The sequence below is a fragment of the Burkholderia sp. BCC0044 genome (genome assembly GCF_902832955.1).
GTDB lineage: Bacteria > Pseudomonadota > Gammaproteobacteria > Burkholderiales > Burkholderiaceae > Burkholderia.
On record NZ_CADFDO010000002.1, the window covers coordinates 1,467,366 to 1,481,980 of the forward strand.

A 14,615-nucleotide genomic window follows, 5' to 3' on the forward strand; every position below is an offset into this window, starting at 1 on the left:
TCGTCGGGATGCCGAGGAAGCCAGAAATGGCGGAAGGCAGCAGGAGTCGAACCTACCCGGGAGTGTCTGACACCCCCAACCGGGTTTGAAGCCCGGCCGTACCACCGGATACGAATGCCTTCCGCGGGGAAAAGAATCACGAGAAAAACGAGCGCCTACGCCTGAATACCCGCCCAACCACTGTCAGGCCGCAGGTAGTGAAGATCGCGGTGGAAGCGAGTATACCCAACCCGATCGAAGAACTCGAGAATCTGGATCGCGCGCTTGCGACCGAGCCCCGTCGCGTCGCGGAACGTCGCCGCATCGAGCCCGCCGCCGCGCGACGGCGCGAGATGCGCGACCAGTTCCGCCAGTTCACGCGCGACGTCCGCGTGATAGAACAGGTCGCGCACGACCTGGTGCACGTCGCCGCGCCGCGCGAGCTTGCGCAGCAGCGTGCGCACCGCGTCTTCCGCCGCGCCCGTGTCCCGGGCCAGGTCGCGCACCCACGGCGGATCGAAGCGCCCCGCGTGGATCAGCGGCAGCAGTTGCTGCGCCAGCGCTTCCTCGCGCGGCTCGAGGCTCACCGAATGCGACGGCAGATGCAGCCATGGCCCGCTGCGCGCGACTTCGCCGCCCGCCACCAGCGCATCGACGAGCGCGCGCCACAGCGCATCGCCGACGAGCGGCGCAGCCATCCGCCGCAAGCGTGCGGCGTCGAGCCCCTGCTCGTCGGGCATGCGCTCGTGGTACGCGCGCAGCGTATCGACCGCCCGCGTCTGCAACGCCCGCCAGTGCGCATGCGAAATCACCGCGCCTTCGTTCGACGCGGCATCGCGTTGCCCGATCGCCAACGCATCGCCCGGCAACGCCAGCACGTTCGGCGCGAACCCCGTCAGATGCGTGAGCGTCGCGCGCGCCATGCCGAGCGGCGCCTGCGCGAGCAGCGCATCGACGCGCCCTTCGTCGAGCCACGCCGCGAGCGCATCGAGCCACGCGCGGCGCGCAGGCGTGCGACGCTTGCGGGCCGGCCCGAACGGATCGAGCACGCGGCCGCCGCCGACGGTGCGCGTCGCCTGCGGATTGCGGACGATGAAGCGGTCGCCCGGCAGCGCGAACACCGGCTCGTCGAACACCAGTTGCACGCGCATCCGCTGGCCGGCGGCGAGTGTGTCGCCGTCCAGCAGCGCGACGTGGGCCACGCGATGCAGCGTGCCGAGATGCACATGCAGCGGCGCCCAGTGCGTCAGCGTCAGCCCGGCGTCCGCGAGCAACGTCAGCTCGACGTCCAGGCGCGGCGACGTCGCGACGAGCCGCGCATCGGCGACGGTGTCGCCTCGCTCGATGTCTGCCTTGTCGACGCCGGCCAGGTTCAGCGCGCAACGCTCGCCCGCGCGGCCGGCCTCGACCGGCCGGTTCTGCGCATGGATGCTGCGCACGCGGGCCGCGCCGCCCGTGCGCACGATCGCGAGCGTGTCGCCGGTCGCGACCCGGCCCGCGAACGCGGTACCCGTCACGACGGTGCCCTGCCCGGCGAGCGTAAACACGCGATCGACCGCGAGCCGGAACAGCCCGTCGTCGCGACGCGTGCGCCACGCGATCGCCGCGTCGGCCAGGTGCTGCTTCAACGCGGCGACGCCGGAATCGTCGGCCGCCGTTGCACGCGTTTCGAAGATCGGCACGCCGGCCAGCGTCGAGTCGTGCAGCCAGACGGCGATCTCGTCGCGCACCTCGGCAACGCGCGCGGCATCGACGCGATCGCATTTCGTCAGCGCGACGGCGCCATGCGTGACGCCGAGCAGTTGCAGGATCGCGAGATGCTCGCGGGTCTGCGGCATCACGCCGTCGTCGGCGGCGATCACGAGCAGTGCGAAGTCGATGCCGCACGCGCCGGCGGCCATCGTATGAATCAGCTTCTCGTGGCCCGGCACGTCGATCAGGCCGAGCACGTCGCCGTTGTCGAGCGGCGTGTACGCGTAGCCGAGTTCGATCGAGATGCCGCGCGCCTTCTCTTCCTTCAGCCGATCGGTGTCGACGCCGGTCAGCGCACGCACGAGCGTCGTCTTGCCGTGGTCGATGTGTCCCGCGGTCCCGACGATCATGCGGCCGGCCCCGCGAGCGGCACGCATTGCGCGACGAACGCCGCTTCGTCGGCCGCTTCGAGGCAGCGCAGGTCGAGCCGCAGCGCGTTGTCGGCCACGCGGCCGATCACCGGGCGCGGCCATTCGCGCAGCCGCTTCTCGAGCTGCGCGAGCGCACGGCCGCTGCGCTTGCCATCGGCCGAGCGCACCACGAGCCCGGCGCTCGGCAACTGGTCGACCGGCAGCGCGCCGCTACCGATCTGGCTGAACATCGGCTCGACCGTCACGTCGAAACCGCTGCCGAGCGCGGCCTGCAACGCCGGGCGCACGCGTTCGGCGGCTTCGGCGATCTCGCGCTGCGGGCGCGTCAGCAGGCGCAGCGTCGTGAGCCGGTCGCGCAGGAACTCGGGCGACTGGTACAGGCGCAGCACGGGTTCGAGCGCCGCGAGCGTCAACTTGCCGACGCGCAGCGCGCGCTTGAGCGGATGCTTCTTGATCTTCGCGATGAGCGCGCGATCGCCGACGATCAGGCCGGCCTGCGGGCCGCCGAGCAGCTTGTCGCCGCTGAACGTGACAACGTTTGCGCCGGCGGCGACGGTTTCCTGCACGGTCGTCTCGTGCGGCAAACCCCATTGCGACAGGTCGGCCAGCGTGCCGCTGCCGAGATCGACGGCGACCGGCACGCCGTGCTCGCGCGCGAGCGGCGCGAGTTCGGCGAGCGTCGCCTCCTTCGTGAAGCCGCTGATCGCGTAGTTGCTGCAGTGCACCTTCATCAGCAACGCCGTGCGCGGGCCGATCGCATCCGCGTAGTCGCGCAGATGCGTGCGGTTGGTCGTGCCGACCTCGCGCAGCTTCGCGCCGGCACGGCTCATGATGTCGGGAATGCGGAATGCTCCGCCGATCTCGACCAGCTCGCCGCGCGACACGACGACTTCCCGCTTCGTCGCGAGCGCCGACAGCGTCAGCAGCACGGCCGCCGCATTATTGTTGACGACGGTCGCGGCTTCCGCGCCCGTCAGTTCGCACAACAGAGCGTCGATCAGGTCGTCGCGATCGCCGCGGCGGCCGGTGGCGAGATCGAATTCGAGGTTGACGGGCCGCGTGAGCGCGTCGACCACCGCGCGCACCGCGTCGTCGGGCAGCAGCGCGCGCCCGAGGTTCGTGTGCAGCACGGTGCCGGTCAGGTTGAACACGGCGCGCACCGCGCCCGCATTCTGCGCGGCCAACGTGCGCGCGACGGCTGCGGCGATGCGCGGCTCGTCGAGCGGCTCGGCCGCCGCGGGGTCGTGCTGCGCGGCCGTGCGCCAGCGCTCCAGTTCGGCGCGCACGGCGTTCAGCACGCGCGTGCGGCCATAGTCGGCGACGAGCGGCTGCAGCGGCGCCGACGACAGCACGCGCTCGACCGACGGCACACGCGCCAGCACGGCATTCAGTTCATTCACACCCGGTTCGGTCACGTCGTTGTGGCTCCAGTCTCATGCTTCGCAGTCGGCCGGGCCGACGCTCGCGCACCGCCCCGGCCCCGTGCCGTCACTCCGCTTCCCGCGCCACGTCGGGCCACAGCAGCGGGTTCGGCGAACTGCGCTGGTAGCCGGCCTCGTTCATCAGCAGGTCGAGCGTGAGGCTCGCGAGATCGTCCGCCAGCGGCTCGAACTCGTAGTCCTTCTCCTGATAGCCGATCTTGCGATAGGTCTTGCACTCGTCGCACGATTCGGCCTTGATGGCTTCGCTGCCGCCTTCGATCCCGTGATACGCGATGCCCTTCGTCGAATCGCAGTGCGAGCACTTGGTGCGCACCATGTGCCACTCGGTCGTGCACAGCCCGCATTGCAGGAAACGGTAACCCTGGTACTGGCCGCCGACCCGCACGACGCTCGCGACCGGATGCGTGCCGCACACCGGGCACAGCCCCGGCTGGTCGAGATACGGAACGTCGGTCGGCGTCACGCGGCTCGCGAGGTCCGTCCATGCGACCTGCAGCGCGGCCATCAGGAACGGCGCGGTGGCCGGGTCGACCTCGGCGAAGCGCAGCGCGAGGATCGCGTCGGCCTGCGCGTCGAGCTCGGCGGGCGCCATCAGGCGCAGCCGGTCGAGCAGCTTCGCGAGCTGCGGATTGACGAGCCCGGCGCCTTCGACGCGGTCGAGCAGTTCATACAGCACCGCGCGCCAGCGCGCATCGCGCTCGCCGTCGAGCGACGGCACGAGCGGCATCGAATGTTCCTGCGCGCGTGCGATCGCTTCCTTCGACGGCAGCGGCAGCTCCAGCGTCTGCAGCGTCGCGTGCTGCGCGTCGGCGACGGTCGCCATCAGCCGCAGGTAGCCGCTGATCGGGTTCAGGTCGGCCAGCTTGCGCAGCCGCGCGGCGCGCGCCGCGAACGCGGTCGCGCGCTCCGGCAGGCGAAAGCGCGGAATGGCCGAATGATCGAGTGCCGAGATCTCGGTCGGCTCCAGAATGCGTTGTGTCACGAAAATATCTTCCAAAAAAACTAAGCGCCGACGAATCGGCGCTTTCGGGCGATTCCTGCGGTGGGTGGAGCAGCACGCCGCAATCGGCGTACCGCCCCGCTCCGCTGCGTTACTTCACGCTTTCACGGAACCACTTCGGGTGATGCTTGCGGGCCCAGCCCAGCGTGACGGTGCCGCGCACCATCGCGCCGATCGAACCCTTCACCCACAACGCCGCGTAAATGTGCACGATGATGCTCGCGATCAGCACGAAGGCCGCCACGGCATGCACGACAGCGGCCGCGCGGATCACCCCGATCGGGAAGTAGAACGAGAAGTAGCGCCGCCAGATCACGATTCCCGACAGCAGGAGCAGCAGCAGGCACGCCACCAGCGTGAAGAATAGCAGCTTCTGCCCGGCGTTATAGCGCCCGACCGGCGGCAGCTTGTCCTCCTGGTTGGTCAGCACGTCGCCGATCTGCCTGAGCCACTGGCGATCGTCCGCGTCGAGCGCGTTGTGGTGCCAGAAGCGCACCACGAGAATCGCGAACGACACGAACATCACGAGGCCGACGAACGGGTGCAGGATCCGCGTCCACTGGCCGCCGCCGAACAGCGCGGTGAGCCAGAACATCGACGGATGGAACAGCGCGAGCCCGGACAACGCGAGCAGCACGAACGTGATCGCGGTGATCCAGTGGTTCGTGCGCTCGTTCGGCGTGTAGCGGACGATCAGGTTGGGGTCGTCGTGGTTCATTGCGCGTCCTCCTTGATGCGTCGCGCTTCGTCGCGCGCGGCCGATTCCTCTTCGTCGCTCACCTCGTTCGGACCGACGCGGACGTAGTGGAAGAACCCGGCCAGCGCGGTCAGCGCGAGGCCCGCGACCGCGAGCGGCTTCGCGATGCCCTTCCACAGCTTCACCATCGGGCTGATCGACGGGTTGTCGGGCAGCCCGTGATAGAGCGACGGCTTGTCCGCGTGGTGCAGCACGTACATCACGTGCGTGCCGCCGACGCCTTGCGGGTCGTACAGCCCCGCATGCTCGAAGCCGCGTTCCTTCAGGTCCTCGATCCGCTCGGCCGCGTGCTGCTTCATGTCCTCCTTGGTGCCGAACACGATCGCGCCCGTCGGGCAGGTCTTCACGCAGGCCGGTTCCTGGCCGACCGCGACGCGGTCGGAACAGAGCGTGCACTTGTACGCGCGATGATCCTTCTTCGAGATCCGCGGCACGTTGAACGGGCAACCGGTCACGCAGTAGCCGCAACCGATGCAGTTCTCCTCGTGGAAATCGACGATCCCGTTGTTGTACTGCACGATCGCGCCCGGCGACGGACACGCCTTCAGGCAGCCCGGATCCTCGCAGTGCATGCAGCCGTCCTTGCGGATCAGCCACTCGAGGTCGCCCGCCGGGTTCTCGTATTCGGAGAACCGCATGACCGTCCACGAATGCTCGGTCAGGTCGGCCGGGTTGTCGTACACGCCGACGTTGGTGCCGACCTCGTCGCGCAGGTCGTTCCACTCCATGCACGCCGTCTGGCATGCCTTGCAGCCGATGCACTTCGATACGTCGATCAGCTTCGCGACGCTCCCGGTCACCGGTTCGCGCACCGTGGGCGGTGGCGTCGTGGTGGCCGAGACCCGCTTGATATCCAGCGATTGCAATGCCATCTCTTCCCCCTTACGCCTTTTCGACCTTCACCAGGAACGACTTGAATTCCGGTGTATAGGAGTTGCCGTCGCCCACGGACGGAGTCAGGGTATTGGCGAGATAGCCGGGCTTCGTCAGGCCCTTGAAGCCCCAGTGCAACGGGACGCCGACCGTCTGGACCTTCTTGCCGTCGACCGTCAGCGGCTTGATCCGCTTCGTGACGAGGGCGACCGCGACGATGTAGCCGCGCTTGGACGACACCTTCACGCGCTCGCCATGCGCGACGCCGACTTCCTTCGCGAGGTCTTCGCCGATCTCGACGAATTGCTCGGGCTGGATGATCGCGTTCAGCCGCGCATGCTTGGTCCAGTAGTGGAAATGCTCGGTCAGCCGGTAGGTGGTCGCCACGTGCGGGAACTCCGCCACCTTGCCGAACGACGCGCGGTCGTCCGGAAACACGCGGGCGGCCGGGTTGTTCAGCGCCAGCGGGTTGTTCGGATGCAGCGGGTTCGCGCCGAGCGGCGTCTCGAACGGCTCGTAGTGCTCGGGGAACGGACCTTCGTTCATCCCCGCGCGGGCAAAGAAGCGCGCGACGCCTTCCGGGTTCATGATGAACGGCCCCATCCCGTTTTCGGGCGGTTCGTCAGCCTTGAAGTCCGGCACGTCGGCGCCCTTCCATGCGCTGCCGTTCCAGCCGATCAGCTTGCGGGTCGGATCGAACGGCTTGCCGGCGACGTCGCACGATGCGCGGTTGTACAGGATCCGCCGGTTCGCCGGCCACGCCCACGCCCAGTTCAGCGTCTGGCCGATGCCGGTCGGGTCGGAGTTGTCGCGCCGCCCCATCTGGTTGCCGGCCTGGGTCCACGCGCCGCAGAAGATCCAGCAGCCGCTCGCGGTCGTGCCGTCGTCCTTCAGTTGCGCGAACGCGGCGAGCTGCTCGCCCTTCTTCACGAGCGTCTTCGCCGGATCCTTCGGATCGGGCAGATCGGCGAGCGCTTTCCCGTTGAACTCCATCGCCAGTTCCTCGGGCGTCGGGCTTTCCGGGTTCGCGTACGGCCAGGTCAGGTTCACGATCGGGTCCGGATACTTGCCGCCGTCCTTCTGGTACAGCTTGCGCATGCGCAGGAACAGCCCCGACATGATCTCGAGGTCGCTCCTCGCTTCGCCCGGCGGCTCCGCGCCCTTCCAGTGCCACTGCAGCACGCGGCTCGAACTGACGAGCGAGCCGTTTTCCTCCGCGAAGCAGGTGGTCGGCAGGCGGAACACCTCGGTCTGGATCTTCGACGCATCGACGTCGTTGTAGTCGCCGTGATGCTTCCAGAACTCGGACGTCTCGGTCGCGAGCGGATCCATGATCACGAGCCACTTCAGCTTCGCGAGGCCCGCCGCCGTCTTCACCTTCGACGGCGCCGCCGCGAGCGGATTGAAGCCCTGGCAGATGTAGCCGTTCATCTTGCCGGCATTCATCAGCTCGATCGCCTGCAGCAGGTCGTACTGCTTGTCCAGCTTCGGCAGGTAGTCGTACGCCCAGTTGTTCTCGGCGGTGGCCGCGTCGCCCCACCACGACTTCATGAAGCTGACGTGGAACGCCTTGTAGTTCTTCCAGTAGCTGAGCTGGTTCGGCCGCAGCGGTTCCTGCACGCGCTTCTTGATGTACGCGTCGAAATCCTGCTCGGCCTGCATCGGCAGCGTCATGTAGCCCGGCAGCAGGTTCGACATCAGCCCGAGGTCGGTCAGCCCCTGGATGTTCGAGTGGCCGCGCAGCGCGTTCATCCCGCCGCCGGCGATGCCGATGTTGCCGAGCAGCAACTGCACCATCGCGCCGGTGCGGATGATCTGCGCGCCGATCGAGTGGTGGGTCCAGCCGAGCGCGTACAGCACCGTGCCGGCGCGGCCCGGAACGGCCGTGGTCGCGAGCATCTCGCACACCTTCAGGAATTTCTCCTTCGGCGTGCCGCAGACCTGCTGGACCCTGTCCGCCGTATAGCGCGCGTAATGCTGCTTCAGCAGGTTGTAGACGCAGCGCGGATGCTGCAGCGTCGGGTCGACCTTCGCGAAACCGTCGTCGCCGCGCTCGTAGTCCCAACTCGATTTGTCCGGGTACGCGTGCTTCTCGGCGTCGTAGCCGGAATAGATGCCGTCGTTGAACGCGAAATCCTCGCGCACGATGAACGAGAAGTCCGTGTAGTTCTTCACGTACTCATGCTGGATCTTGTCGTTCGTCAGCAGATAGTTGATGACGCCGCCCAGGAAGACGATGTCGGTGCCGGTGCGGATCGGCGCGTAGTAATCGGCCACCGAGGCCGTACGCGTGAAGCGCGGGTCGACGACGATCAGCCGCGCCTTGCGGTGCGCCTTCGCCTCCGTTACCCACTTGAAACCGCACGGATGGGCCTCGGCTGCATTGCCGCCCATCACGAGAATCACGTCCGCGTTCTTGATGTCGACCCAATGGTTCGTCATCGCTCCACGGCCAAACGTCGGGGCAAGACCTGCCACCGTCGGGCCATGTCAGACACGCGCCTGATTGTCGAATGCGAGCATCCCGAGACTGCGGATGGTCTTGTGCGTCAGGTAGCCGACCTCGTTGCTGCCCGCCGACGCGGCCAGCATGCCGGTCGTCAGCCAGCGGTTGACCTTCGCGCCGTCTTCGGCCGTCTCGACGAAGTTCGCGTCGCGGTCGGCCTTCATCAGCTTCGCGATGCGGTCGAGCGCGTCGTTCCACGAGATGGGTTCCCACTTGTCCGAGCCGGGCGCACGATACTCGGGGTGCGTCAGGCGGTTCGGGCTGTGGATGAAGTCGATCAGGCTCGCGCCCTTCGGGCACAGCGTGCCGCGATTGACCGGGTGGTCGGGGTCGCCTTCGATGTGGATGATGCTCGGCTGCGCATTCTTCGCGCCGTCGCCGAGGCTGTACATCAGGATGCCGCAACCCACTGAACAGTAAGGACAGGTGTTGCGCGTTTCGACGGTGCGCGCCAGTTTGTACTGTCGGACTTCGGCCAGCGCTTCGGATGGAGAAAAGCCCATCAGGGCAAGACTCGATCCGGCAAGCGACGTGGCCGTCACCTTCAGGAACTGGCGCCGGGACATTTGTAGCATGGCGGTCTCGGCGTTATTGTAGGGTGGGGTACGACTGAAAGGAATTATAGACAGTTCAGGCAACTCTGATCGAATCCTCGGATCAATACCGATTTGTCCGATTAACTGAGATGATCCGCGTTCCGCGCGCAACCGAACCGTCATGAAACGACAGATCACGTCCGAAGCCACCCGTCTCGCCCAGCAGCAGGCCAACTGGGCCCTCACCGCGTTCAAGCGCTTCTCGTCCGACCGCTGCTCGTCGATGGCCGCGGGCATCGCGTTTTTCTCCGCGTTCTCGCTCGCGCCGACCCTCGTGATGGTGATCGCGGTGGCCGGCTGGTTCTACGGCGACGACGCCGCGCGCGGCCAGGTGTTCGAACAGGCGCACCAGTTGATCGGCGACGACGCGGCGGCCAGCATCCAGACGATCGTGCAGAACGCGCACCGCGCCGGCGAGCGCGGCGGCCTCGCCACGCTGATCTCGTTCGCCGCGCTCGCGATCGGCGCGTCGGCCACGTTCGCGTCGCTCAGCGCGGCGCTCAGCGTGATCTGGCCGGCCACCGAAAGCCGCTGGTCGAGCATGCTCGGGCTGGTGCGCGTGCGGCTGATCTCGTTCGGGCTCGTGCTGGGCGTCGCGTTCCTGCTGATCGTGTCGCTCGTGCTCGACACCGCGATCACCTTCATCGGCACCTGGCTGCTGGGCGATTCGCCGTACGTGGCCGTCACGAACCTCATCCAGTTCTTCGTCGGCATCGCGGTGCTGGCGGCCGCGTTCGCGTCGTTGATGAAATTCCTGCCCGATGCGCGCGTCGCGTGGCGCGACGCCGCGATCGGCGGCATCGTGTCCGCGATCCTGTTCTCCGGCGGCAAGAAGCTGTTCGCGCTGTATCTCGCGCATGCGGGCACCGCCAGTGCGTTCGGCGCGGCCGGATCGTTCGCGGTCCTGCTGATGTGGCTGTACTTCTCCGCGATCGTGCTGCTGCTCGGCGCGGAATTCGCGGCGGCCCGCGGCAACGCGCATCGGCCGGCCGAGCATGCGGCGCCGGCCGCGTCCGCCCAAGCCGCTCAGCCCGGCCCTGCCGACGATCGCGCGCGCGACGACTGACTTGCCGGCCTACTGAACACGGCCGCGCATCGATCCCGCGCGCACCCGGCACACCTGCCCGCCTCCTTGCAACCCGTTGTCGGCCGCGCATCCGCGCGGCGTCAGTGGTTTCCTGACACGTCGGCGCACACGCACCTGCAATCGCAAACGTTTGCACACCCTCGTTTCGTTGCCGGAACGGGCCGAAACAGGGAGTGTGACGCCATGCACGTCAACTTTTGAAACAATCGCGGCGCAGCAATTGTCAACTATTTCATAAACAGGAACAGTTGCTGATGTGCTTGATATATATGGACTTTTTCCTGCTGTTACCTTTTCGAGACACTTTATTTTTTAAGCTTTCTTGCGTGTATGGCACTGAGCTATTCTCCAATCCGCAACAAATAACGATGAATCACTTGCGTGGAGAAACTCAACGATGAAGAAACTTGCTCTCTCGACCCTCTCGCTCGCCCTGCTGGGCGCGGCCGGCGCTGCTCAAGCTCAGTCGAGCGTCACGCTGTACGGCGTGATCGACACGTCGATCACCTATGTTCACGGTAACGATGGTCAAGGTAACAATTCGTGGTCGATGGGTAGCGGCAACCTGCAAGGCAGCCGCTTCGGCCTGAAGGGTTCGGAAGACCTCGGTGGCGGCCTGAAGGCGATCTTCCAGTTGGAAAACGGCTTCAACTCGGCATCGGGCGCACTGGGCCAGGGTGGCCGCATGTTCGGTCGTCAAGCTTTCGTCGGTCTGCAAAGCGACCAGTACGGTACGCTGACGCTGGGTCGCCAGTACGACCCGCTCGTCGACCTGGTTCAGGCTGTGACGGCTGACAACTACTTCGGCAGCGTGTTCGCCACGCCGGGTGACGTCGACAACAACGACAACAGCCTGCGCGTCAGCAACGCGATCAAGTACACGTCGCCGGTCTGGGCAGGTCTCCAGGTCGAAGCACTGTACGCACTCGGCGGCGTCGCCGGCGCAACCGGCAAGGGTCAGACGTGGGCGGCAGCGGCAGCGTACAACAACGGCCCCCTCGGCCTGGCTGCTGGCTACTTCCACGCGAACAACTCGGCTCCGCTGAGCGCAGTTGGCCAACGCACCGGCTGGGCCGGCACGTCGGACGCGATCTTCGACGGCTCGGGCAACTTCATCAACAACGCGTACACGTCGGCATCGTCGATCGGCATCGCGCAAGTCGCTGGCCAGTACGCATTCGGCCCGGTGACGTTCGGCCTCGGCTACAGCAACGCGCAGTACAAGGCGGATGCGAACTCGGGCTTCGGCACGAACCAGAAGTACAACACGGGCCGCGCATTCGTCACGTACCAGGCATCGGCACCGCTGCTGCTGGGCGTCGGCTACATCTACACGAAGGGTAGCGGCCAGACGGACGCCAAGTACCACCAGGTTTCGCTCGGCGCGGACTACTCGCTGTCGAAGCGTACGGACATCTACCTGGTTGGCGCGTACCAGCACGCAAGCGGCAAGAACGCCGACGGTACCGATGCGCAAGCGTCGGTCGGCTCGTACGGCATCGCCGGCAAGAGCTCGCAGGAAATCGTCGCACTCGGCCTGCGTCACAAGTTCTAAAAACGAAGTATCCGGTGTGCATGGCGTCTTTGACGCCTTGTCGCCGACCTGGAAAGCCAGCCCCGGTTTCGGCCGCGGCTGGCTTTTTTTCGTCCGCCGCCGGCGCGGCCGGCAGCGCCCGCAGCGCCTCCGAGCCGAAGCCGATGCCCCGACGTAGGCTGGCTGGCCGGCAGCGGCGCCTGGCGGCTGCAATGCAACCGCAATACCGTTTTCGCTGTCCGCAGAGGTCGCCGTTTTTTCGCAGCGCGACTACCATCCGCACAGCCGGCGCCGCCCGGCTCGACCGACGCGGGATTTGTTTGCGCCGCGTGTCGATTTCGGCAGGCGTCGTCCGTCGTATCGATGGCGGCACCGGTTTGCCGCGGACCCATACAGACAGGAGACTCGTCATGACGATTCAGAAGATCACGCCTTTTCTCTGGTATTCGACGCAAGCCGAAGAAGCAGCGGCCTTCTATGCCGGCATCTTTCCGGATTCGCGCATCGTGCGCGTCACGGCGGTGCCCGGCACCGACAGCACGCGGATGGTCGAATTCGAGCTGTTCGGGCAGCCGTTCCTCGCGATGAGTCATCCGCGCACGGAAGCGTTCAATCACACGATCTCGCTGCTCGTCAGTTGCGCGGACCAGGCGGAACTCGACCGCTACTGGAGCGCCTTGCTCGACAACGGCGGCACGGCCGACGGCTGCGGCTGGCTGAGGGATCGCTACGGCGTGTCATGGCAGATCGTTCCGGAAGCGCTCATCCCGATGATGGCCGACCGCGACGCGGTCAAGGCGGGCCGCGTGGCCGCCGCGATGATGCAGATGACCAAGTTCGACGACGCCGCGCTGAAAGCCGCCTTCGCGGGCACGGCGGGCTGACGATACGCGTCGGGCGCCTGCACGCACCCGGCGCGACGGTTCACGCATGCGGCCGGTGCGAGCGCGTTCGCTGTCCGTGGCGGGCCGGCCGTAAGCCGCTCACGCGCTTCGTCGGCGCCCCGCTGCTACGCGGACAGCATCGACCCGACCATCCGCCGCGCGTAGCCGATGAATTCGGCCAGCGGTTCGCCCGACAGGATCGCCGCGCCCGCTTCGCCATCGAGATAGGCGGCACGCGCAGCCGCTACGACGGGCCGGTGCGCATCCGGCAGGCGCTCCAGCACCCACGTCGCGGCGACGTCCTTCGGCGCGATCGCACCGGTCGCGGCGCTGTACCAGATGCGTGCGAGCGCGAGCACGATGTTGCACGCGTCGCCGCGCCAGTCCGGTTCGGCTTCCCACTGCGCAACGGTCGCGCGCGGGCACCGGCTCGAACAGCACGTCCGCGGGCGGCCCGACCAGCGCGACACCGTGCTGTCGCGCCTTCGTCAGCAGGATGGCCAGATCGTGATCGACCAGCGGCGACTCGACGATGCCGGCCTCCAGATCGCCGCGCAGCCATTCGCCGAACTGCAACTCGCGTCGCGCCGGATGACGCCACGGCACCACGTCGCCGTGCGCGATGACGGTGACCTCCAGCGCGCGCATGCCGCCGCTGCAACCGGGCGGCGCCGATGCGCGGAGCAGGTCCGACATCAGCGCGCGCCGCACCGCTTCGTCCGGGCGCACCGCTACCGTCACCAGCAAATCGATGTCGCTGCGCGGTTTCAGGCCACCGTCGAGCGCCGATCCGAACAGGTGGATCGCTTGCAGCGTCGCGCCGAGATGCCGTTCGATCGCGGCGCGTGCGGCGGCGAGCTGTGCGGCGATCTCATGCGGAATGAAGTCGGTCACGACGGCTAACCTGGCGAGGCGCTCGCCACGGAACGCGAAGAAACGATACCCGGGCAGCGCCACCGCGAGCGTCGACTTCCCCGATCCCGATTCGCCGACGATGCCGAGCGTTTCGCCCGGCCGCACCGACACCGATACGCGTCGCGCGAACGAAGCTCGCCGCTCGGCGCTGGGGATGCAGATGCGCGACATACGATCCGCCGCGCGTCATACGTCATGCGTCATGCGTCGGGCAACCCGTCATCGCGATGCCGCCTGTTCGCTGCCGCGCGCTTTGCGCGGCGCAATAAAAATCCCCGCACGCTTTCGCGTACGGGGATCTCGGGACATCGCAACGGCTGCCGACATGCATTCGGCAGTCGTTGCGCGGCATTACGCTGCCGCGTCCTTCAGCTTCTTCAGCGCACGTGCCTTCACGCGCACGCTGGCCGGCTTCGCCGGGAACCAACGCTCTTCGCCCGTGAACGGATCCTTGCCGAAGCGCTTCTTCTTCGCCGGCACGACTTGTGCCGTGATCTTCAGCAGACCCGGCAGCGTGAACTCGCCTGCGCCCTTCTTGTGGACCGAGCCCAGCACGACGTTCTCGAGTGCGACGAGCACTGCCTTGACCGCCTTCACTTCGACAGCCGCGCGCTCAGCGATGTGCGTTGCGAGCGATGCCTTCGTGAACTTGTCCTTCAGCGGCGTCGGAGCAGCCGGTGCTGCCTTTGCGACAGCCTTCTTGGCCACTACTTTCTTCGCGGGCGCAGCCTTTTTGGCAGCCACTTTCTTGGTCGCCGGTGCGGCAGCCTTCTTGGCCACCTTTTTTGCGGAAGTCGCCATGTTTCTCCTACCAGGTGTGGTCGTTGGATACACGAAGCGTGCAACGCGCGCGCTTCAACGCCGGATTCTACAAGCGCCTTGACGCTTCGTGCAGTACTTTTATGCGTTTTCGCGGGGT

The 14,615-nt window shown here is 67.0% G+C and carries 10 protein-coding genes, 1 tRNA gene and 2 pseudogenes; 3 read left to right on the forward strand and 10 right to left on the reverse strand.

The annotated features are described in order from the left end of the window. Nucleotides 1-27: 27 nt before the first annotated feature. The 7 genes from HWX14_RS15030 to fdnG all read right to left on the reverse strand — a co-directional run bounded on the left by HWX14_RS15030 (nt 28) and on the right by fdnG (nt 9,255). Nucleotides 28-123 (reverse strand) — tRNA-Sec (locus HWX14_RS15030). A 32-nt stretch (nt 124-155) separates the two neighbouring features. Further along, complete coding sequence (selB, locus tag HWX14_RS15035; RefSeq protein ID WP_175883432.1) at nt 156-2,081, reverse strand: selenocysteine-specific translation elongation factor; 1,926 nt, start codon at nt 2,079-2,081, stop codon at nt 156-158. Next, on the reverse strand, nt 2,078-3,517 hold the full coding sequence (gene selA, locus HWX14_RS15040) for an L-seryl-tRNA(Sec) selenium transferase (protein ID WP_175883433.1): 1,440 nt from the start codon (nt 3,515-3,517) through the stop codon (nt 2,078-2,080). Before selA ends, selB begins: the two co-directional genes overlap by 4 nt. Nucleotides 3,518-3,590: 73 nt before the next feature. After that, nucleotides 3,591-4,526 (reverse strand): formate dehydrogenase accessory protein FdhE, encoded by a 936-nt coding sequence (fdhE, locus tag HWX14_RS15045; protein ID WP_175883434.1) that lies wholly within the window; start codon nt 4,524-4,526, stop codon nt 3,591-3,593. 109 nt (nt 4,527-4,635) lie between these two features. Next, the gene (locus HWX14_RS15050) at nt 4,636-5,262 is read right to left on the reverse strand and encodes a formate dehydrogenase subunit gamma (protein WP_089489179.1); all 627 of its coding nucleotides are present in this window, start codon (nt 5,260-5,262) and stop codon (nt 4,636-4,638) included. Further along, on the reverse strand, nt 5,259-6,173 hold the full coding sequence (fdxH, locus tag HWX14_RS15055; RefSeq protein ID WP_175883435.1) for a formate dehydrogenase subunit beta: 915 nt from the start codon (nt 6,171-6,173) through the stop codon (nt 5,259-5,261). The genes HWX14_RS15050 and fdxH overlap by 4 nt, the downstream gene beginning before the upstream one ends. Before the next feature lie 10 nt (nt 6,174-6,183). Beyond that, nucleotides 6,184-9,255 carry a formate dehydrogenase-N subunit alpha gene (fdnG, locus tag HWX14_RS15060; RefSeq protein ID WP_175883436.1) on the reverse strand — a complete coding sequence of 1,024 codons (3,072 nt, stop codon included), beginning with the start codon at nt 9,253-9,255 and terminating at the stop codon, nt 6,184-6,186. 142 nt (nt 9,256-9,397) lie between these two features. Here fdnG and HWX14_RS15065 point away from each other — a divergent pair, with 142 nt between their 5' ends. The 3 genes from HWX14_RS15065 to HWX14_RS15075 all read left to right on the forward strand — a co-directional run bounded on the left by HWX14_RS15065 (nt 9,398) and on the right by HWX14_RS15075 (nt 12,781). Further along, complete coding sequence (locus tag HWX14_RS15065; RefSeq protein WP_175883437.1) at nt 9,398-10,342, forward strand: YihY/virulence factor BrkB family protein; 945 nt, start codon at nt 9,398-9,400, stop codon at nt 10,340-10,342. 418 nt (nt 10,343-10,760) lie between these two features. Then, nucleotides 10,761-11,918 carry a porin gene (locus HWX14_RS15070; RefSeq protein ID WP_175883438.1) on the forward strand — a complete coding sequence of 386 codons (1,158 nt, stop codon included), beginning with the start codon at nt 10,761-10,763 and terminating at the stop codon, nt 11,916-11,918. 389 nt (nt 11,919-12,307) lie between these two features. Continuing rightward, nucleotides 12,308-12,781 (forward strand): VOC family protein, encoded by a 474-nt coding sequence (locus HWX14_RS15075; protein WP_175883439.1) that lies wholly within the window; start codon nt 12,308-12,310, stop codon nt 12,779-12,781. Between the two features lie 215 nt (nt 12,782-12,996). On the opposite strand, the pseudogene HWX14_RS15080 reads toward HWX14_RS15075, so the two are convergent. The 3 genes and pseudogenes from HWX14_RS15080 to HWX14_RS15090 form a co-directional block, all read right to left on the reverse strand. Next, nucleotides 12,997-13,675: pseudogene (locus tag HWX14_RS15080) on the reverse strand (aminoglycoside adenylyltransferase family protein); the annotation flags it as partial. A 42-nt stretch (nt 13,676-13,717) separates the two neighbouring features. Further along, nucleotides 13,718-13,813 (reverse strand): annotated as a pseudogene (locus HWX14_RS15085) (ATP-binding cassette domain-containing protein); the annotation flags it as partial. Between the two features lie 234 nt (nt 13,814-14,047). Continuing rightward, nucleotides 14,048-14,497 carry an HU family DNA-binding protein gene (locus tag HWX14_RS15090; RefSeq protein ID WP_011548077.1) on the reverse strand — a complete coding sequence of 150 codons (450 nt, stop codon included), beginning with the start codon at nt 14,495-14,497 and terminating at the stop codon, nt 14,048-14,050. Nucleotides 14,498-14,615: the final 118 nt, after the last annotated feature.

Coding starts and splice junctions, on each gene's coding strand:
- HWX14_RS15090 (WP_011548077.1), bottom strand. CDS start 14,497: ATGGCGACTTCCGCAAAAAAGGTGGCCAAGAAGGCTGCCGCACCGGCG.
- fdxH (WP_175883435.1), bottom strand. CDS start 6,173: ATGGCATTGCAATCGCTGGATATCAAGCGGGTCTCGGCCACCACGACG.
- HWX14_RS15070 (WP_175883438.1), top strand. CDS start 10,761: ATGAAGAAACTTGCTCTCTCGACCCTCTCGCTCGCCCTGCTGGGCGCG.
- selB (WP_175883432.1), bottom strand. CDS start 2,081: ATGATCGTCGGGACCGCGGGACACATCGACCACGGCAAGACGACGCTC.
- HWX14_RS15075 (WP_175883439.1), top strand. CDS start 12,308: ATGACGATTCAGAAGATCACGCCTTTTCTCTGGTATTCGACGCAAGCC.
- HWX14_RS15065 (WP_175883437.1), top strand. CDS start 9,398: ATGAAACGACAGATCACGTCCGAAGCCACCCGTCTCGCCCAGCAGCAG.
- HWX14_RS15050 (WP_089489179.1), bottom strand. CDS start 5,262: ATGAACCACGACGACCCCAACCTGATCGTCCGCTACACGCCGAACGAG.